Origin of the sequence: Trichormus sp. NMC-1 (assembly GCF_001858025.1) — a bacterium.
Lineage (GTDB): Bacteria > Cyanobacteriota > Cyanobacteriia > Cyanobacteriales > Nostocaceae > Anabaena.
Genome location: NZ_LZQD01000002.1, coordinates 526,092 through 546,472, shown reverse-complemented (window position 1 = coordinate 546,472; position 20,381 = coordinate 526,092). Strand labels below are relative to the sequence as shown.

At 40.4% G+C, this 20,381-nt stretch carries 15 protein-coding genes, 1 tRNA gene and 1 pseudogene; 9 read left to right on the top strand and 8 right to left on the bottom strand.

The features are described 5' to 3' along the window. Positions 1 to 73 precede the first annotated feature (73 nt). A complete protein-coding gene (gene raiA, locus A9Y75_RS09135) occupies positions 74 to 709 on the bottom strand; it encodes a ribosome-associated translation inhibitor RaiA (protein WP_071189243.1) in 636 nt (211 codons plus the stop codon). A gap of 631 nt (positions 710 to 1,340) precedes the next feature. Here raiA and lipB point away from each other — a divergent pair. From lipB to A9Y75_RS09125, 3 genes are all read left to right on the top strand, one after another. Next, positions 1,341 to 2,033, top strand: coding sequence for a lipoyl(octanoyl) transferase LipB (lipB, locus tag A9Y75_RS09130; RefSeq protein WP_071189242.1), 693 nt, complete (start codon positions 1,341 to 1,343; stop codon positions 2,031 to 2,033). A 132-nt stretch (positions 2,034 to 2,165) separates the two neighbouring features. After that, positions 2,166 to 2,366 carry a hypothetical protein gene (locus tag A9Y75_RS26330; RefSeq protein WP_143046386.1) on the top strand — a complete coding sequence of 67 codons (201 nt, stop codon included), beginning with the start codon at positions 2,166 to 2,168 and terminating at the stop codon, positions 2,364 to 2,366. Positions 2,367 to 2,793: 427 nt separating this feature from the next. Beyond that, positions 2,794 to 4,293, top strand: coding sequence for an ABC transporter permease subunit (locus tag A9Y75_RS09125; RefSeq protein WP_071189241.1), 1,500 nt, complete (start codon positions 2,794 to 2,796; stop codon positions 4,291 to 4,293). Positions 4,294 to 4,397: 104 nt separating this feature from the next. On the opposite strand, the gene A9Y75_RS09120 is transcribed toward A9Y75_RS09125, so the two are convergent. Both A9Y75_RS09120 and A9Y75_RS09115 read right to left on the bottom strand, forming a co-directional pair. After that, positions 4,398 to 5,024 carry an NB-ARC domain-containing protein gene (locus A9Y75_RS09120; RefSeq protein ID WP_269086292.1) on the bottom strand — a complete coding sequence of 209 codons (627 nt, stop codon included), beginning with the start codon at positions 5,022 to 5,024 and terminating at the stop codon, positions 4,398 to 4,400. A 75-nt stretch (positions 5,025 to 5,099) separates the two neighbouring features. Further along, positions 5,100 to 5,366: a helix-turn-helix transcriptional regulator gene (locus tag A9Y75_RS09115; RefSeq protein WP_071189239.1), complete on the bottom strand. Its 267-nt coding sequence runs from the start codon at positions 5,364 to 5,366 to the stop codon at positions 5,100 to 5,102. 734 nt (positions 5,367 to 6,100) lie between these two features. On the opposite strand from A9Y75_RS09115, the gene A9Y75_RS09110 reads away from it, so the two are divergent. After that, positions 6,101 to 12,316: a bluetail domain-containing putative surface protein gene (locus tag A9Y75_RS09110; protein WP_071189238.1), complete on the top strand. Its 6,216-nt coding sequence runs from the start codon at positions 6,101 to 6,103 to the stop codon at positions 12,314 to 12,316. 452 nt (positions 12,317 to 12,768) lie between these two features. On the opposite strand, the gene A9Y75_RS09105 is transcribed toward A9Y75_RS09110, so the two are convergent. Both A9Y75_RS09105 and A9Y75_RS09100 read right to left on the bottom strand, forming a co-directional pair. Continuing rightward, the gene (locus tag A9Y75_RS09105) at positions 12,769 to 13,029 is read right to left on the bottom strand and encodes a type II toxin-antitoxin system VapC family toxin (protein WP_143046385.1); all 261 of its coding nucleotides are present in this window, start codon (positions 13,027 to 13,029) and stop codon (positions 12,769 to 12,771) included. A 7-nt stretch (positions 13,030 to 13,036) separates the two neighbouring features. Beyond that, positions 13,037 to 13,327: a hypothetical protein gene (locus A9Y75_RS09100; RefSeq protein WP_071189237.1), complete on the bottom strand. Its 291-nt coding sequence runs from the start codon at positions 13,325 to 13,327 to the stop codon at positions 13,037 to 13,039. A gap of 536 nt (positions 13,328 to 13,863) precedes the next feature. Here A9Y75_RS09100 and A9Y75_RS09095 point away from each other — a divergent pair. Continuing rightward, positions 13,864 to 14,298, top strand: a pseudogene (locus tag A9Y75_RS09095) (UDP-N-acetylglucosamine 1-carboxyvinyltransferase); the annotation flags it as partial. A 61-nt stretch (positions 14,299 to 14,359) separates the two neighbouring features. Here the strand turns inward: A9Y75_RS09095 and A9Y75_RS09090 are convergent. After that, on the bottom strand, positions 14,360 to 14,923 hold the full coding sequence (locus tag A9Y75_RS09090; protein WP_071189235.1) for a thermonuclease family protein: 564 nt from the start codon (positions 14,921 to 14,923) through the stop codon (positions 14,360 to 14,362). Between the two features lie 166 nt (positions 14,924 to 15,089). Between A9Y75_RS09090 and A9Y75_RS09085 the strand changes: the two genes are divergently transcribed. Further along, positions 15,090 to 15,329, top strand: a complete 240-nt coding sequence (locus A9Y75_RS09085; RefSeq protein ID WP_071189234.1) for a hypothetical protein — start codon at positions 15,090 to 15,092, stop codon at positions 15,327 to 15,329. Between the two features lie 7 nt (positions 15,330 to 15,336). Here the strand turns inward: A9Y75_RS09085 and A9Y75_RS09080 are convergent, their stop codons facing one another. Further along, entirely contained in the window at positions 15,337 to 16,119 is a 783-nt protein-coding gene (locus A9Y75_RS09080) for an RNA methyltransferase (protein WP_071189659.1), read from the bottom strand. A 59-nt stretch (positions 16,120 to 16,178) separates the two neighbouring features. Next, positions 16,179 to 16,260: transfer RNA gene (locus tag A9Y75_RS09075), tRNA-Leu, on the bottom strand. Between the two features lie 334 nt (positions 16,261 to 16,594). Here A9Y75_RS09075 and murA point away from each other — a divergent pair. The 3 genes from murA to A9Y75_RS09060 all read left to right on the top strand — a co-directional run bounded on the left by murA (position 16,595) and on the right by A9Y75_RS09060 (position 20,347). Then, positions 16,595 to 17,977 (top strand): UDP-N-acetylglucosamine 1-carboxyvinyltransferase, encoded by a 1,383-nt coding sequence (gene murA, locus A9Y75_RS09070; protein ID WP_071189658.1) that lies wholly within the window; start codon positions 16,595 to 16,597, stop codon positions 17,975 to 17,977. Between the two features lie 356 nt (positions 17,978 to 18,333). Continuing rightward, a complete protein-coding gene (locus A9Y75_RS09065; RefSeq protein ID WP_071189233.1) occupies positions 18,334 to 19,209 on the top strand; it encodes a M48 family metallopeptidase in 876 nt (291 codons plus the stop codon). A gap of 46 nt (positions 19,210 to 19,255) precedes the next feature. Then, a complete protein-coding gene (locus A9Y75_RS09060; RefSeq protein ID WP_071189232.1) occupies positions 19,256 to 20,347 on the top strand; it encodes an alpha-hydroxy acid oxidase in 1,092 nt (363 codons plus the stop codon). Positions 20,348 to 20,381 lie beyond the last annotated feature (34 nt).

Genomic DNA, 20,381 nt, shown 5'->3' with positions numbered 1-20,381 from the left:
ATTATTTCTGAATAAACAACATTGTAGAGACGTTTCATGAAACGTCTCTACCTATGCAGAATTTAATCAGACTTTATTTAGAGTGGGATTTTTCAGCAATACCAACATTAGCTGTTTTGCCGTTTTTACCGTTGCCGTTACCATTGCGGGGTTGAATTACACCATAACCACCGTGGTTACGTTCGTAAATGACGTTTATCTCTCCTGTTTCGGCATTACGGAACATATAAAAGTCGTGTCCCACGAGTTGCAGTTGTTCTTGGGCTTCTGCAAGAGTCATCGGGGGCATAGAAAAATATTTGGTGCGGACGACTTCCCCTGGTAATTCGGGGGTGCGATCGCCTATTAAATCTGCTGCTACTGGTTCTGGAACTACTACGTCAGTAGTTGATATAGGTTGGGTTTTGTGGTCTTGACGACGTTCTTTATATTTACGCAGTTGACGGGCTATTTTATCTGCAACCAAGTCAATACTTGCATATAAGTTTTCGCTGCTTTCCTCCGCCCGGATGACGCTTCCATTGGCATAAATAGTTACTTCCGCCGCTTGTTTGGTACTAATTCGGGGATTGCGAGCTACGCTTAAATGGACATCCACTTCATTTGTGATGTTCTGAAAGTGACTAACTGCTTTTTCAATCTTTTGATGTACATATTCCCGAATCGCATCGGTAATTTCAATATTTTTGCCGTGGATGACAAGCTTCATGTAAACTCTCCCGCTTAATATTTATTTGATGTGAATTGCGTTTTGTATGAACAGAAATTGCGGTAAGGTCTATTACTGCCGCCAAGACAAATTGTAAACTGCTTTTGATGTACTACTGTTGCATCTGCTTTCAGGTTGCTGCATCTTTCGTTATAACTACCTCTAGCCTTGATTTAATTTATCAACCTCTGCGCTCGGTTCCAACTGTTTGCTAGACAATTAGATATCCCCATAAACCCCCTAAATCAAGAAATTTTACTTGTTCTGTATCTGCTTTGTGAGTGATAGCAACCTTTATAAAACTAGGAGTAGTTGCTCTTGTTCTTATTTGGGTAGCTTGCTCACTGTGAATACAGAATACAAGCCTTTATGGAAGTTCAATTCTGATGGATGTACACAACTCATTGAGATACCATCAGCCAGTGCATTCTTTTCTATTGTCTTGGCGTGATGCTTATTGCAGAGAATTCCTCCCAACACCATTGAGGTTATATATTCAAATTAACACTTTGTGGTTAATATTGCTGATTCCGTTGACGTTCCTTTAAAATCCTTTGCATAGCTTGACATTTGTTGACTAAATTTCTGTGATTTTAAATATATTTCGTCATTTACCCAATTGATTTTTGACATGATTCATAGTAATGCAACCAACAAACATCGGTGTTTTTTATATAACCTAGGATTAATGCCGTATTTAAAGGCTCTTCAATGGCAGCGATCGCTACTCACAGAACGCATCAATAACCCTAACCTAGAAGACGTACTCATTTTGCTGGAGCATCCACCTGTCTATACTTTGGGACAAGGAGCCAACCTGGAATTTATTAAATTTGACCTTGACAAAAGTAACTTTGATGTGCATCGAGTTGAACGGGGTGGTGAAGTCACTTACCATTGTCCTGGGCAATTGGTGGGGTATCCAATTTTAAATCTGCAACATTATCGTCAAGACTTGCATTGGTACTTGCGCCAAATTGAAGAAGTGTTAATTCGTGTCTTAGCCAATTATGAATTGCAGGGAGAACGCATTCCCGGTTTTACTGGTGTTTGGTTGGAAGGGCGCAAAGTCGCGGCCATAGGCATTAAAGTTAGCCGCTGGATTACTATGCACGGTTTTTCCTTAAATGTTTGTCCAGATATGACTGGCTTTGAAAGCATTGTCCCCTGCGGTATTGCTGATAAGTCTGTCGGCAGTTTAGCGGAATGGATTCCTGGTATCAAGTCTCAAGAAGTCCGCTTTTGTATAGCACGGTGCTTTGCTGAGGTGTTTGGCGTTGAATTAATCGATTCTCAACCAGAAGGATTGTTGTTATCACAGTAATTTCACTTAATTATGATTTGTTTTTGAGGATATATGATCTGTGTCACTTATAAATTTCTGTTGTCACCATAGAATATGCTCATTTGCCTGCAAATATGTTCACTTAGTGTTAAATTAACAAAAACAGTGCTTGTGAATTACTCAGATAATCTACAGGTGAATTTTTCCTCATACACCTCCCTCAGAGAACGCGACTGGGAGGCTTTGATATCACTGTTCGATAGAGACGACAGTGATGAAATTGAAGCGGAAATCACAAATAAATTGGTGTGGTTAGTACCGGAACCATGTTGGGAAGATAATCCCTTCGAGTTCTTGCGCGAGTTTCTCTAATTAATACTGAATGCTGTTAACAATCAATTTTCCACCATCAAAGCTTTTTAAACCCTTGAATTAAGAACACAGAGTGCTTCTACTACAACTATAGCGATAGTTACAACTAAGTAAGTTGATGAAAAGAAATCAAACTATGTTAAGCAATGTAACTACTTTTCAAATTCGCTCGTAGTCAGGGCTTTAGCCCTAATTTGAAGTCTAAAACCCTCTCTACAAACCTTTAATTATTGACGTTACTCTACTTACGTCTCCTCGATTGATTTCGCGGCTAAATTTCTTTGGGGACTTTTAGGAAACCCAAATTTTTTGAAGATTCTCAAAAACAGTTGCTGGGATGGTATCATCCATTGCTATGAGGTTGATTGTAGTATGTGGAACGTAAATGTAAAGCAGCGTGCCGCAGGCTACCGCAGAGGCATTAAAGATGGTAAAGTTCACTTTTGGGCGTTGGTGGCGTTGGTGTTTGGTACTAGGGTTAAGCTGCTGCTTATTAACTGGTTGTAGTGTGACTCCCAGTGGTGTAAAAACTCTGCGGGTAGCTACTGAACCCGCGTTTCCGCCCTTTGAGTTTAAGGGAAAAGGTGCAGAATTAACAGGTTTTTCGATTGATTTGATGAGGGCGATAGCAACTGCTGCTAGTTTCCAAGTAGATTTTGAAAGTTTACCTTTTGATGGCATCATCCCTGCATTACAAGCGAAAACCATAGATGCGGCCATTAGTTCAATTACTATAACCGAAGAACGGGCGAAGACTGTAGCTTTTTCCCGTCCTTATTTTAAAGCAGGATTAGCAATTGCAATTCGTACCGATAATCAAGATATTACTAGTTTTGAAAGTCTGCAAAATAAAAAAATCGCTGTCCAAATTGGTACAACCGGCGCTGGAAAAGCTAAAAGTGTAACCGGGGCGCAAGTTCGCAGTTTTGACTCTGCATATCTAGCACTGCAAGAATTACAAAATGGCAATGTCGATGCAGTTATTAATGATGCACCCGCAACTTTATATGCCGTCAATACAGGTAATCTCCAAGGAATCAAAGTCATACAGCAATTGCTGACAGAGGAATTTTACGGAATTGCAACTGCTAAAAGTTCGCCTTATTTGTCTTTGATAAATCTAGGTTTGACAAAGGTATTAGAAAACGGCAATTATCAACAGATTTACCAAAAATGGTTTAAATCTACACCGCCACAATTACCAGCAGCATCACCATTTGCAAATCAAAATACAACAACCTTAAATTCTTTTGTGGTATTTTTTCAGTCTTTGCCCACTTTATTAAGCGGCGTATTGATAACATTGCAATTAGCATTTTTATCAGTTTTGTTTGGTTTAATAATTGGTTCCCTAATTGGTATTATTCGTCTTTCTAAAATTGCACCTATACGTTGGTTAGCGCGGGCTTATATAGACTTTTTCCGAGGCACACCTTTACTAGTGCAAATCTTTATGATTTACTTTGGTTTACCTGCAATTTCTCAAGATTTGGGTTTTACCTTTTCATTAAATCGTCTTGTAGCCGGAGTAATTGCTTTAAGTTTAAATAGCGCCGCTTACATTGCTGAAATTGTTCGTGCCGGTATTCAATCAATTGAACGAGGACAATCAGAAGCAGCCCAATCACTAGGTTTAAATCCTGTCCAAACAATGCGCTATGTGATTTTTCCCCAAGCCTTCCGAAGGATGATTCCACCTTTGGGTAATGAATTTATCAGTTTATTAAAAGATACTAGTTTAGTTGCAGTAATTGGTTTTGAAGAATTATTTAGAAAAGGACAATTAATTGTTTCCGAAAATTATCGCGCTTTTGAAGTTTACGCGGCTGTAGCTGTGATTTATTTATGTTTAACGCTGGTTTCTTCTCAAGCCATTAGCCGGTTAGAAATGTTGATGAATCCAATCAGTAAGGAAAATGTAAAATAATTATTAGACATCTCCGAGAATTAAATGTGCATGAATTGAAACCATTGTAGAGACGTTCCATGGGTAGGGATTCTCGGCTCTACAATCTTTTTTGGAGATGTCTATTATGTATTTTGTTCTAGAAATTTACCAATATTACTATCATATAAATCAATGATATTACTAACCACAGTTTTAACTTTTAAGGGATTATTACTACAGAAATTACATAATTCATACTTTTGTTGATCATTTCCCAATAGTTGTTGTGATTGTATCAAATAAAAAGCTATTTCTGATGAACCCAACAACCTCAAAGAACGTACTGATAATAACCACTTCTCCAAAAAAGCGATTTCTTTAGGTTGTTCTCGAATAGTAAAAATTAGACAGCTTTGATGGTGAGTTTCGGCAATTATTTTGATTAATTGAATATATTTTAGATGATCAACATCTCCAAGCATATCTAGATGATCCAAGATAATCAGACAACGACGGGTACGCAAATAATGGATAACTCGATTGATTTCCGGTTTGCTTTCTTTGTGATTTGAGATAAAAGATAGCAAGTCAGTGATCATACTATCAAAAGATAGGACTGTAGGCACTGAACGCCAAAAAACGTAATCAAACTCATCCTGAATCTCTTGTGCTAGTTGAGTAACTAAAGCTGTTTTCCCAACTCCAGGCATACCGAACAATCCTACCAAACGACAGCTATCTTGTAAAATCCATGACTCTAGCTGCGTCAGTTCTTCGTTGCGTCCGTAAAATACTGAAATATCAACCGCTGTTCCCCAGTCTTGAAATTTAAATTTTGTTTTTTTTTACGTATTTGTACGTATTGCGGGGGGGGGGGTAGAAGTTACTTCAATGTTAGTACTAGCAATTTCTCGCCAATCCAGATTTAATCTGCGACATAGTTCTTCAAACGTAGCATAACTAACAGGTTTACCAGTGAGGAAGTTGCTAACTGTGGTTAAGGACAATCCTGTATCATGAGCCAAGGCTCTTTGGTGAGGATAACCATTGCGTGTAACCGCTAATTTAACTTGATTAATGCAGTCATGACTAACCCTGAGTGACTTTGACATAAATAATTAATTACGGAATTTACCCATTGACGGAAATAATCAAGTCTTTATTCGGAATTTTGCCAAATTTCCGATGTTATAAATTTAATTTATCCATGATTAATGTTTTCTTACAATCTATCTTTAGATATATGACAAAAGTTTTAACTTATAAAACTAAATATTTTATACAATGGTCTATTTCTACACTGAGTAAATCTTAAGACTTTCGGTGAATTTGCGATTTTTTAATAAAACGAGAAATTTTATTACAAATATAGCAGGAGTCAGGAGTCAGGAGTCAGGAGTCAGGAGTAAAACCCTCTTGTAGTGAGAGTTTCATTATCAATTGATGTCCTAACCACCCTGTCCACGGCTATATATTTGAATTGGAATATTTTCCATTATTTGGGCTTGATAGCGTTTCCTAATCACATGAGCTACATTGTAGCCCCCTCCTCGCTTGCGGGGAGGGGGTTGGGGGTGGGGTGATTGTATTTCACTCAACCGATAAACGCTATATCAAGATTTTTGAAGCTGATATCTATATCTATCTACAGGTAGCTTTTCCCTTTTATACCTCAAAATAGGCTTTGAAATTATCTAAGTCCAAATAAGTCAGAATAAGTCGGTATTTCTCGGTACGGAAGTTGGTACAGGGTTGGGTAGGCTGGGTAAACGCTAACTAGTGTTACTCGCACTGCGTGGAAATATCACGAAAACTATATCTGCAATTTCAAAATCAGGAGTCTGTCATGACCAGCTTCAGAACTGTACCCAACCATTCACATAAAGTCCGTTTTCCTTGGGAAGTCGTCGATTCTCAGTATTTATCAACTAATTTAGATAGCATTTTAGATCAAGCGTTACAGAATACATCTGAATATCTCAGTCAGTTCCGATTTGATGCAGGGTACACCACAAAGCTAGAAACTGCTTTTGGTAGTGATTTTAATCAGTCAGTAGCTAATTCAATATTTGACAAATTGGCTGAAGGGGATTTTAGCGATATTCCTACCATCGAGATTGTGAATCGTAATGATATTAATGGTGCAAATGGGGCTTTTGCTGTAGCTACAGGTAAGATTTATCTATCCCAAGAGTTTATTACCGCAAATGCTAATAATCTCGATGCAATTGTAGCTGTATTGTTGGAAGAATACGGACATTATGTAGATTCACAGATTAATACAACTGATGCAGCAGGAGATGAGGGTTATGTTTTTGCGAGGTTGGTGGAAGGGAAGAGTATAAGTGAGCAAGAATTAGCGGTTTTGCAGGCTGAGGATGATAGTGCGACTGTGACGGTGGATGGAAATTTAATTACCATAGAACAAAACAACCCTTTTAAAGTCACTAACAATAACGATAGTGGTGCTGGTTCTCTGCGCCAAGCCATCATTGATGCAGGCAACATGGCTGGAGTAGATACCATTGATCTGACAGGTGTGAGTGGCACAATTCGTCTTAACAGTTCTCTACCCACTCTGAATGCAGGCAATGACATTGTTTTTACTGATGATGGTAATACCTACATTTATGGTCAAGGTGGATATCAGATTATTACAGTCAATGGGGCTACGGTTACTTTCTCAGGACTTACCTTTTTCGGGGGTTACGCAAAAGGAGGCGATGGCTACAATGGTGGTGGCGGTGGTCTAGGCGCTGGGGGGGCGCTGTTTATTAATTCAGGGAATGTAACTGTTAAGGATGCATATTTCTACAACAATCTGGCTGTTGGGGGTAATACTATTCCTTCTGGTGGAGGCGTTTTTATTTCAGGTGGTAATTTGGGGGGGGAAGAAGGTAAAGCAGGAGGTCATGGCGGAGGATTTAATATTACAGCCGAATATAAAACAGATGCCGGTGGTTCAGGCGGTAGCGGTGGTCAAGGTTATAGCTACGATTGGGGGACGGCGACATACTACGCTAACAATGGTACAAACGGGAGAGACGGTAGCTTTGGGATTGGCGGTGGTGGCGGCGGCGGCGGCGCTGGTGCTTGGGGACTAAGTTGGGTTGATTATGCTGGAAATGGAGGAAATGGAGGAAACGGGGGCTTTGGTGGCGGCGGTGGCGGCGGCGGTGGCGGCGGACAGGATTATGATGGTTCTTCTGCACCTGAGTATGGAATAACAGGAAAAGGAGGAAAAGGAGGAGAGTTTGGTGCTGATGGTTCAGGGGGTAACGGGTACACCATCGGTAGACACAGTGGAACAGCCGGTGGAGGTGCTGGCTTAGGTGGTGCTATTTTCGTCAGGTCTGGTGCGAGTTTAACCCTGACTAATAGCAACTTCAATACCAATTCAGCCAGAGGTGGTAATACCCAATTTGATTTCTCTCATGGATCTCATGGTAAAGGTGTCGGTCAGAATATTTTTGTCCAGAATGGAGGCAGTTTTAATTATCAAGGCAGTAACAGCAATGATACTCTAGCAGTAGATTTGGGTGATGATATTTATGCAAAGGACTCCTATACTCTCAACGGTCTTGATGGCAATGACACTATCTATGCAGTCGCTGGTGTAAGTAATAATCCTAATCTTACAAAGACACTGTTTGGCGGAAAGGGTGCAGACAAATTTTTGCTCAACCTAAAAGGTCAAGTAAAATTGGCTTTTAACTTTAACACTCAAAAGTTAGCTGATTTTGTCAATGCCGTGACAATAGATCCCTCCGCTTCCGATGTGAATTGGGGAGGATTCTTTGGAGATTTAGCCTTAGATTTATTGGGTGCAGGTTTAGGTAAAATAGCAGGCAAAAAATTTGGCGAAACCGCACAATCAGTCGTGGAGTGGATATTTTCAACAGGTCGAGGAATCGGTGAGTTATTGAATGATTCTAACGCAGCCCAAGCTGCCATTGAAGCTCAAAAAGAGCGCGCTAAAAATGCTGTTACAAGCTTTGGCACGGAAAACTGGGGAGACATTATTCAGCAAGGAAACAGAGAAAAAATAGTCGTTAGGGATTTTCAGCCTGGATTAGATACGCTAGTTTTGCCATCTTTGCTAGGTGCAAAAGACAAACCGTATTCTTATAACCTACGATTAGGCTCTTCTCAAAGTGGCATAGATATCTTAGTGAATTATTCAGATAGCTCTAATCTGGAACGCTCCGAGCTTGTTGCCACTCTCAGCAATAGTTTGAAGGATTTTGGTATAGACGATGCCAGCTTTCTTGCATTAGTACAGGATTTAAGAGTGACGGATGCTCAAGGAAATTTTACTGGCACAATCAGTACATTCAAACAAACTCTTATTTTAGGCAGTGATACTGCTGATACCTTCGATACCAGTAATAAATCCTCTTTTGCAGGTGATAGAATTCACTCTTTCGGTGGTGCAGACATAGTTTTAGGTCTTTTAGGCAACGACATAATTGAGGGAGGTCAAGGGAATGACATCCTCTTTGGGGGGTTTGGCATAAACAATAACAGTTCCCAGGAATATCGCAACAAGTACCAACCACTGATCAATTTCTACGGCAATGATGGTAATGATTATTTAGAGGGTGGTGAAGGTAATGATATCCTCAATGGTGAGTCTGGTAATGACATCATCAATGGTGGTGATGGAAGTGATGAACTTTGGGGTGGAGAAGGTAGTGATGTTTTTGTTTATGACTCATTCTCCTATTCTGGAATAGATACTATCCAAGATTTTAATGCTCAACAAGGAGATAAAATACTCGTCAATAAATTCGCTTTTACAGGCAGCATTGATAAGACCAAGTTTAGCTACAACACTACCACTAATACTTTAAGTTTCAATGGAAAGAATATTGCTTTATTAAATGCAAATTCTGGTTTCAATCTTCAACGAGATTTGATTATAGAAGCAGCAGAAATCTTTGAAGATAGCAACTATCAAGGTAGAAGTTTAACATTAGCACCTGGTAGATACGATGTAAATTACTTGACAAGTAATGGTTTTGGTGACAACATTTTAAGCTCTTTAAAACTTCCTAATGGCTGGAGTATGAGACTGTATCATAATTCAGACTTTACAGGTGCTAACAAAGTATATACTTCAGATACTTCGTTCACAGGAGATTATTGGAATTTTAATGACACTGTTTCTTCCCTTGTAGTATCTGATCGTTATGCAGAAGTTTTTGAACATGGAAGTTATGGTGGTAAAAGTTTCAAATTAGCACCAGGAGAATATGATTTCAATCATTTTACTGCTTATTCCTTTGATCCTCGGAGTATAAGTTCTCTCATAATCCCGGATGGGTGGAAAATAACCCTTTACAGCAGTCCATACGAGAATACATCAAGAACTATATACGAAAAAGTTTTTAATTCTTCAGCTTCTTGGGTAGGAAATGACTGGAATGATAGAGCTTTCTCTGTCAAAGTTGAACAAGTCGTTTATGTAGCTCAAAATCTAATTCAATCCAGTATTACCTATAGTCTAGCTAACATAGCAAACATTGAAAACCTGACTCTGATAGGAACAGATGTGATTAACGGTACAGGTAATGCTGGTAATAACCTTATCACAGGTAACACCGCTAATAACATCCTCAATGGTAGCGATGGCAATGACACCCTCAATGGTGGTACTGGGAATGATTCCCTCAATGGTGGTACTGGGAATGATTCCCTCAATGGTGGTACTGGGAATGATTCCCTCAATGGTGGTACTGGGAATGATTCCCTCAATGGTGGTACTGGGAATGATTCCCTCAATGGTGGTACTGGGAATGATTCCCTCAATGGTGGTACTGGGAATGATTCCCTCAATGGTGGTACTGGGAATGATTCCCTCAATGGTGGTACTGGGAATGATTCCCTCAATGGTGGTACTGGGAATGATTCCCTCAATGGTGGTACTGGGAATGATTCCCTCAATGGTGATGCAGGTATTGATACTTATGTATTTGATACAGACTCCCAACAAGGAAGTGATATCATCAAGGAAATCCTCATCACTGGACTACAGACAGTTCATAATACCTATCTTCAAGCTAATGGTGACAAGACAAGTGTAGTTCAAACCACTAATTTTAGCACTTGGGAAAGCTTTAATATTGTTGATGCTGGCAATGGAAAAATAGGATTAAAAACAGATCACAATACCTATCTGCAAGCTAATGGTGACCTGACCAGGGTAGTTCAAACCACTAATTTTAGCACTTGGGAAAGTTTCAATCTTGTTGATGCTGGCAATGGGAAAGTAGGATTAAAAACAGTTCATAACACCTATCTTCAAGCTAATGGTAACCTGACCAGTGTAGTTCAAACTCCTAATTTTAGTACGTGGGAAAGCTTTAATGCTGTTCAAGTTGCTAAAGATCAAGATACACTCGATTTCTCACAAACTACCACCAAAAATATCAACGTCAATCTGAGTTGGGCAGGATCACAAGTCATTAATGAAAATCTCACCTTAACATTAGGTCAAATTTGGGGTGGTCAGCATTTTGTCAATATCGAAAACGTGATTGGTGGTAGCTTAAATGACAACTTAGTTGGCAATAGTCTGAATAACATCCTCAATGGTGGTGCAGGTAACGATACCCTCAATGGTGGTACTGGGAATGATTCCCTCATAGGTGGTACAGGGGATGATACCTACATTGTCGATAGCACCACTGACACTATTACCGAAAATGCCAATGAAGGCACAGATACAATTCAATCCAGTGTCACCTTTAGCCTAGCTACCCTGCCAAACATTGAAAACCTTACCCTGACAGGAACATCTGCAATTAACGGTACTGGTAATGCTGGTAATAACGTCATCACAGGTAACACAGGTAATAACATTCTTGATGGTGGTGCTGGTGTTGATACCCTCATTGGCGGTTTAGGCAACGATACCTACATTGTTGATAGCACCACTGACACCATCACCGAAAATGCAGGGCAAGGCACAGATACCATTCAATCTAGTGTCACCTTTACTATTGCCACTCTCACCAACATCGAAAACCTCACCCTGACAGGAACAGCCGCGATTAACGGGACAGGGAATGCTGGTAATAACGTTATTACAGGTAACGCTGGTAATAACATCCTTAATGGTGGTGCTGGTAACGATACTCTCAATGGTGGTGCTGGTATTGATACCCTCATTGGTGGTTTAGGCAATGATATCTACATTGTCGATACCACCACTGACACCATCACCGAACTTTCCGGGCAAGGCACAGATACCATTCAATCTAGTGTCACCTTTACTATTGCCACTCTCACCAATGTTGAAAACCTCACCCTGACAGGAACAGGTGCGATTAACGGTACAGGTAATACTGGCAATAACGTTATCACAGGTAACACTGGTAACAACATCCTCAATGGTGGTGCTGGTGTTGATACCCTAATTGGCGGTTTAGGCAACGATACCTACATTGTTGATAGCACCACTGACACCATCACCGAAAATGCAGGACAAGGCACAGATACAATTCAATCTAGTGTCACTTTTAGTATTGCCACTCTCACCAACATCGAAAACCTGACTCTCGTAGGAACAGCCGCGATTAACGGTACTGGTAATGCTGGTAATAATGTCATTACAGGTAACGCTGCTAATAACATCCTTAATGGTGGTGCAGGTAATGACTTACTAACCGGTGGAACTGGAAAAGATACTCTCACTGGAGGGTTAGGAATAGATCGTTTTGACTACCGCAACTTAGCTGATTCCGTCTTCAATAGCTTTGATGTTATTACAGACTTCAATGCTACTGCTGGTAATGATTTATTCCTCGTTTCCACAGCACGCACCGCATTCAATAACGTGGGAACTGTAGCAACACTTGATACAACTGGCATTACAGCCAAATTAACCACCGCTAGTTTTGCCGCTAACTCTGCTGCTCAATTCTCCTTTGGTAGCCGTACCTTTGTCGCTATTAATAATGCTACAGCCGGATTTAGTGCCACTGCTGATGCAATTATTGAGGTGACAGGATTAACAGGTACTCTAGGACTCAATAACTTTACAACTACCTTGGTGTAGCTTCTCATACAGCGGTTTCCGCTCTTATGAAGTACATCTTAGCCCCCTCATCGCTTGCGGGGAGGGGGTTGGGGGTGGGGTTCTTGTACCTCATAACACCGGGAAGTGCTGTATCATTTAGGGAAACCACATTGTAGAGATGTTTCATGAAACGTCTCTACATCATCCTTGTCATTGATGCGATATTATCAAGATTCAATTATTAATAACGGCACATCATAAAATTTAAACTTTTCATCTACCGTAATTATCGTTAACCCTTCCACCAAAGCCTAAGCAATTAACATTCTATCAAAAGGATGTTTGTGATACATTGGCAAATCAGCAACTTTGATTCCATGTAAGTAGCTTGGCGCAATTAAATATAAAACCTCTCTCCAAACCTCTCCCCTACAAGGGGAGAGGCTTTGACTCCCACTTCCCTGGTAGGGAAGGGGGCTGGGGGGTTAGGTCTATATTATATTTTTTAACGCCCACCTACTTACCAACTTCATCTCTAAAACCTCTAAACGACTAAAGCGCAAAGCCTCCTCTAAATTACTAGGAGCTATTAACTTTCCTAAAGACTGTTTAATAGAAATTTCCCAAGCACTAATAGCACTAACAAAAATTAAATTTTCAGGATTAGTAATTACTTCTCGTACCTGATTTGATAACTTAGAATTATTTTCTAAAAACCATAACAGAATATGAGTATCTAACAGAAAATTCATTATTATATTATTCCCCATAAAAAGCAGCAATCACTTCTTCTGAAGTTTCATCAAAATCATCAGCAATCTTCACCTGTCCTTGCCAAAAACCCGCAATTCTTGGCTCTAAAATACCTTGGTTACTCATTTGATTTAAACCCACTTTTTCCACTGTAATATTTTCTGAAGAAATAGGTAAGACTTTTGCCCAAGGAACCCCTTGATTAGTTAGCGTAATTTCCATATTATTTTGGATATCTGATAATAACTCCAGTAAATTATCAGATAAGTAAGCAATATCGAAAGTTTTTTCTGACATTGTTATTGATCTCCTACTCACTACAAATATTATATAGCAATCCGCTTTGATGGTCTCGTTTCTTCGCCTCTTCCCTTTATTATGATTTATCCCGACAGCCTACGTAACGGGTTACACCAAAGCCGTGCTAATCCCCTACTCCACTTCTAGGTTTTCTATTCTCAATTTTATAACCTGTAAAAATCCTCATCCAGTCACCCTTGACTTCTATCTTTCAAACATCAATTTCTTATTATTGCTTAATTCTGTAAGTTTGTCAACCAAGATTATTCTCATAGGTACTGCCAAAAAAAACAGAATCAGCTTCTTACTGAGTATTGTTTTTGGTTTTGATACGTAATTGATGTTAACATAGCCAATAAATTTTCAAACCGCAGAAAGCTTGCCAGTAATTATTTACAGCCGTCAGAACATAGAAAGTTAAAATTTATCTTCACAAGTCATCACACCAAAATGTAGACAAACCAACTCTTTACTGTAGAATCAAAACCAACTTTAAACCTTTATTATTGCGTACTTTTTTTGGAGGTAGGCTTATTAATTCTTCTAGCAGCTTACCAGATGCCAAGTCTTCACCTGAAGCAGACTCCTCAGTTTTGCAAATTTGGGGTGGGCATCCTTTGCAAGGTCATGTAAAAATTAGCGGGGCAAAAAATTCAGCACTGGTAATCATGGCTGGAGCTTTGCTTTGTTCAGGAGATTGTCGTATTCGCAATGTCCCCTTATTAGCGGACGTAGAGCGCATGGGGCAAGTTTTATCAGCTTTGGGATTGCGCTTAACCAGAGAAGACGACATTTTAGATGTTGATGCCAGGGAAATTAGCACATCCAAAGCGCCTTATGAACTAGTTACTCAACTGCGAGCCAGCTTTTTTGCCATCGGACCTCTGTTAGCGCGACTGGGAGTAGCACAAATGCCTTTACCAGGGGGTTGTGCCATTGGTGCTAGACCAGTTGATTTGCACGTCAGGAGGGTTAGTATGGATTGAGACTTTTCAAACATTATCTAAAACATCTCTACATTAGCTTTATTTACTTATTTCCTTTCCGATAATTCCAAGGATCAACAAATTTCCGATCACTCCAAATCCCAATTCGTTGCTGTTGCGCTTGCGCTTCCGCTTGTTGGACGATATCTTTACTGGGACATTTGTTTAAATAAGGACGATATACCTTAGCTAATCCTTCTTGTAACAAAACTTGTTGGACAAAAGTACCATCTTTTAAACGCACTTCTGCAACTTTTCTACCATAGCGATCGCTATCCGTTATACTCAACTTGACGCGATTACCTGCCTGCTGCACAAGTTCCTCTACCCGTGTTTGTGCTTTCACACCCCAAGCAAATTGATTTACATCTTTAGTAAATCTACTGTTTTTTTCTTTCTTAGAATGAGGTATTTCTGGGGAATCAACACAAGCAAAGCGCACTGTGAACTTCTTGCCATCAGCGTCTTTCAACACCAATGTATCACCATCGCTCACCCTCTCAACAATATCACCAGTCGGGGGAAACAGCCGATCGCAACCAACGACGCTAAAACCGATAATAGCTGCACCCAAGCAAATTAGAATTTGTTTAATCGATTGATTCATTTCAACAAGTTTGGCAGTCAAGCCTACTAATGTGTAAAATTGATACTAGACCAAATAGTGGTGAGCAGATAGCTATCATAAATAATTTTAGACGGCTCAAATTGACTGGATTAGCGACTACAATCGACAATTACTCAACTTCACCCTGATTCTTTTTCTTAAGATTATGAAACCTATTCAGCAATATCAGCGCTGTGACGCTGCTCAAGAGTTTCAGCAATCCCTGCTTCAGTTAGAAGACATCTTACAAGTCAATTCCCCTGGAAATCAAGTGGAAACTAAATCTAATAATAGTAGTTCCATGAACGATAGCTTAAGCAACAAGACGGATGCTATTGATATATCAGCTTTAGAGGATGCAGTTGCTGATATTGAGCAATATTTAGCAAAAAAACACAAAAATTAAAAACCGATTAACTATAAATCTTTTGCCGCTGGGCTTCATATAACATTAAAGCCGCTGCGATCGCTACATTCAAAGATTCTACTCCAGGACTAAGAGGAATTTTCACTTGTGTATTCGCCATTGCTGCTAAATCTGCTGATAACCCAGCCCCTTCATTTCCCAGTAGAATCAAACTAGGTTTACGCCAATCCACTTCCCAATAAGTTAAATTTGCATTTGGCATAGTAGCAACTACCTGCATTCCTGCTTGCTGGCTTTGAGCAACTGTCGTCCTTAAATCTTCACTCACCGCCATATTTAAGCGAAACCACTGCCCCGCAGACGCACGTAAAACCTTGGGATTATCTAAATCCACACTATCACTATTTAACCACAAACCGGATGCCCCAGCAGCCGCAGCGGTGCGAATCATAGTCCCTAAATTCCCTGGATCTTGCAGAGTTTCCACAGCTAGAACCAAACCAGTAAAAGGGACTTGGGTTGGCTGTTCACTCCGCTTTGCAATGGCAACGACACCATCTGGCTGTACCGTCGTTGCCATTGCCGCTAAAACGTCTTCACTGACAATTTCTGAGCGATCGCAATAACTACAAGCATTATCCCACAATTGAGGATGTGCCATTTGCCATTTTTCTGTACAACAAACCGTATCTAAAGGGTAATTCACCGCACAAGCTTCTTCTAGCAAGTGCGTCCCTTCCAGTAAAAATAGCTGCTGCTTATGTCTCTCTTTGGTAGAGTGCAGCTTACGGATTTGCTTAACTAGGGAATTTTGTAAACTTGTCAACACGATTTTATATTTTGAGATTTGGGATTTTAGATTCATCTGAAATCCCAAACAAATTAATATGCGGAACCCGGGACTTGAACCCGGAAGCCTTGCGGCACTAGAACCTGAATCTAGCGCGTCTGCCAATTCCGCCAGTTCCGCTGGCATCGATATCTTATCGACAATTTCTTATTATTGCTTAATTCTGTAAGTTTGTCAACCAAGATTATTCTCATAGGTACTGCCAAAAAAAACAGAATCAGCTTCTTACTGAGTATTGTTTTTGGTTTTGATACGTAATTGATGTTAACATAGCCAATAAATTTTCAAACCGCAGAAAGCTTGCCAGTAATTATTTACAGCCGTCAGAACATAGAAAGTTAAAATTTATCTTCACAAGTCATCACACCAAAATGTAGACAAACCAACTCTTTACTGTAGAATCAAAACCAACTTTAAACCTTTATTATTGCGTACTTTTTTTGGAGGTAGGCTTATTAATTCTTCTAGCAGCTTACCAGATGCCAAGTCTTCACCTGAAGCAGACTCCTCAGTTTTGCAAATTTGGGGTGGGCATCCTTTGCAAGGTCATGTAAAAATTAGCGGGGCAAAAAATTCAGCACTGGTAATCATGGCTGGAGCTTTGCTTTGTTCAGGAGATTGTCGTATTCGCAATGTCCCCTTATTAGCGGACGTAGAGCGCATGGGGCAAGTTTTATCAGCTTTGGGATTGCGCTTAACCAGAGAAGACGACATTTTAGATGTTGATGCCAGGGAAATTAGCACATCCAAAGCGCCTTATGAACTAGTTACTCAACTGCGAGCCAGCTTTTTTGCCATCGGACCTCTGTTAGCGCGACTGGGAGTAGCACAAATGCCTTTACCAGGGGGTTGTGCCATTGGTGCTAGACCAGTTGATTTGCACGTCAGGGGACTGCAAGCAATGGGAGCAGAAGTCCAAATTGAGCATGGCATTTGTAATGCTTTTGTTCCTGGTAGCAATGGTAGATTGAAGGGAGCGAGAATCTACTTAGATACTCCCAGCGTTGGTGCAACTGAAACCCTGATGATGGCAGCTACCTTAGCTGATGGTGAAACTATCCTAGAAAATGCTGCCAGAGAACCAGAAGTAGCCGATTTGGCGAATTTCTGTAACTCAATGGGAGCGAAGATTCGAGGAGCAGGAACGAGTACAATTACCATCAACGGTGTTGAAAAATTACATTCTACTGACTACAGCATTATTCCTGATCGGATTGAGACAGGAACTTTTTTACTCGCTGGAGCCATCACTCGTTCAGAATTTACTCTTTCCCCAGTGGTTCCCGACCATTTAATCCCAGTGATTGCCAAGTTACAAAAAATTGGCGTACCCATCATTGAGGAAGGGTCAGACTGTTTACGCATTTTACCAGCAGAAAAGCTCAGAGCCACAGATATTGATACCTTACCCCATCCGGGTTTTCCCACAGATATGCAAGCGCCGTTTATGGCATTGCTGACTTTGGCAGAAGGTGACAGCATCATTAATGAATCTGTGTTTGAGAATCGTCTGCGTCATGCTTCCGAGTTAAATCGCTTGGGGGCAGATATTCGCGTTAAAGGTAATACTGCCTTTGTTCGCGGCGTGCCAATGTTATCCGGCGCACCAGTAATAGGCACGGATTTACGAGCATCTGCAGCCTTGGTGATAGCTGGACTAGCAGCAGAAGGAAAAACCACAATTCAAGGATTAAAACACTTAGATCGTGGTTATGATCGCCTGGATATGAAATTGCAACAACTAGGAGCAAAGATTATCCGTGTGAATAATGAAGCATCAGCTGATGCAGAGTTACATACAAACAACAGCAATCCCCCGGCTTCAGTTTCTATCTAGAGTTAGGGGATTTTGTATTTGGTGATTTAATGGCGGATTTTACCTGTTGATGAAATATCAAGTTGGTAACTTTCGTCATTAATTTATTTAATTTATTTTTTTTACTTTTTTATTTGCTAAAATGCTTGACTCTACCTGAACTACAACTTAAAAAAGTTAATTAATATAGTTATACAATGGGTGCATCCCATCAAAAAGTTCTTTTACTTCCCCATATTGAAAATAGTTTTCTTATGCTCCAAAGATTATATGTACACAACTTCAGATGCCTAGAAAACAAGGTACTAGCAATGCCCACCCTTCTGAAATCGCTATACTAGCTGTGGGAAATATATTTTTTATTGATTGCCATAATTATGTCTTTACTTCAAACCCCACTAATTGGTTTAAAAGCTGACTCATTCCGTCATCCTCTAGACTTGGAAGCAACCAACACTCTTAAGCAAATTCCTGGCTTAGATATGATGGTGCGGAATTTGTTGGGGCCAATGGCAGAGCAAGTGTTTTATGTAGAAAATATTGCTGCGAGTATTTTGGTTGGTGAACAACAACTGCCCGATTTACACAAGCTGTTGTTAGATGCTTGTAATATCTTAGATATCGAACCGCCCCAGTTGTATGTCCGTCAACATCCGGCTCCTAATGCTTACACATTTGCTATGCGGGGTAAGCAGCCGTTTGTAGTTCTGCACACTTCCTTAATTGATATTCTCACACCAGAGGAAATACAAGCTGTAATTGCCCATGAGTTGGGACATCTCAAATGTGATCACAGTGTTTATTTAACACCTGTAAATTTATTAGTTTTAGTAGCAGGAATTGTACCTAATGTTGGTGCTGTTGTGGCTCAAGCGTTACAGGCACAATTATTAGAATGGGTACGTTGTGCTGAGTTTACCTGCGATCGCGCCGCTTTGTTAGCTACCCAAGACCCCAAAGTTGTCATGTCAGTGTTAATGAAGCTTGCTGGCGGTTCTCCCACCTTAGCACCCAAGCTAAATCTCGATGCCTTTGTTGCCCAAGCTCGTGCTTATGATGACATTAGTAAAACCGAACTTGGTGAAATGGTCAAAGAAGCCCGTACCGCCCAATTAAGCCATCCAGTACCAGTATTGAGAGCTAGAGAAATTGACCGTTGGAGTAGTACTTTAGAGTACCAGAAGCTACTGCAAAATCACGGTTTTAAGGACAAGATTGAAACTGCACCGAAGGGCGGCTGGCGCAATTGGTAAATATCCCAAGGAGTGACAGGACAGAAAGCAGGAGGAGTGAGGTAAAGTGCAAGAGCTTGTATCACCTATAAACTTATTTGAATATGAACAGTTAGCAAAAGCTCATCTTTCCCAGATGGCGTTTGATTATTACAGCAGTGGTGCATGGGATGAAATCACTTTAAAAGATAATCGCACTGCTTTTACACGAATCAAACTCCGTCCAAAAATGTTAGTTGATGTCAGTGAAATCAACTTGACTACCAAAGTTTTAGGTGAACCTTTGCAGCTACCTCTGCTGATTGCACCAATGGCTTTTCAATGTCTCGCTCATCCAGATGGGGAAATTGCTACAGCTTCAGCTGCGGCTTCAGCAGGTGTAGGTATGGTTCTGAGTACATTGTCTACTAAGAGTTTAGAAGAAGTTGCAACGGTTGACAATGGTTTGCAATGGTTCCAGCTTTACATCCACAAAGATCGGGGTTTAACTCGTGCTTTGGTAGAAAGAGCATATACAGCAGGTTACAAAGCACTGTGTCTAACTGTTGATGCTCCTGTGTTGGGAAAGCGAGAACGAGATCAACGCAATGAATTCACCTTACCTCCAGGTTTACATCCCGCTAATTTAACCAAAATATCAGGGTTAGATATTCCCCATGAACAAGGGGAATCTGGTTTATTGACCTATTTTGCTCAACAGATTAACCCCGCACTGACTTGGAAAGATTTAGAATGGCTGCAATCTCTGAGTCCCTTACCTTTAGTATTGAAAGGGATTTTACGGGGTGATGATGCTGTGCGGGCGGTAGAATATGGCGCTCAAGGGATTGTGGTTTCTAATCATGGTGGTAGACAATTAGATGGTGCGTTAGCTTCCTTAGATGCTCTACCCGAAATCATCGCCGCAGTAGACGGTAAAGCAGAAGTTCTTTTAGATGGTGGTATCCGTCGCGGTACAGACATCCTCAAAGCCTTAGCTATAGGCGCAAAAGCTGTTCTCATCGGTCGTCCTGTATTGTGGGGATTAGCGGTATCTGGACAAGAGGGCGTGTCTGATATTATCTCGCTTCTCAAAGATGAATTAACTACCGCAATGGCACTCAGCGGCTGTGCTAGTCTACAAGATATTGATTCAACTTTGGTAAACCGGAATTGGTAATTCTTGATTATTCCCAATTCTCAAAAATACCTGT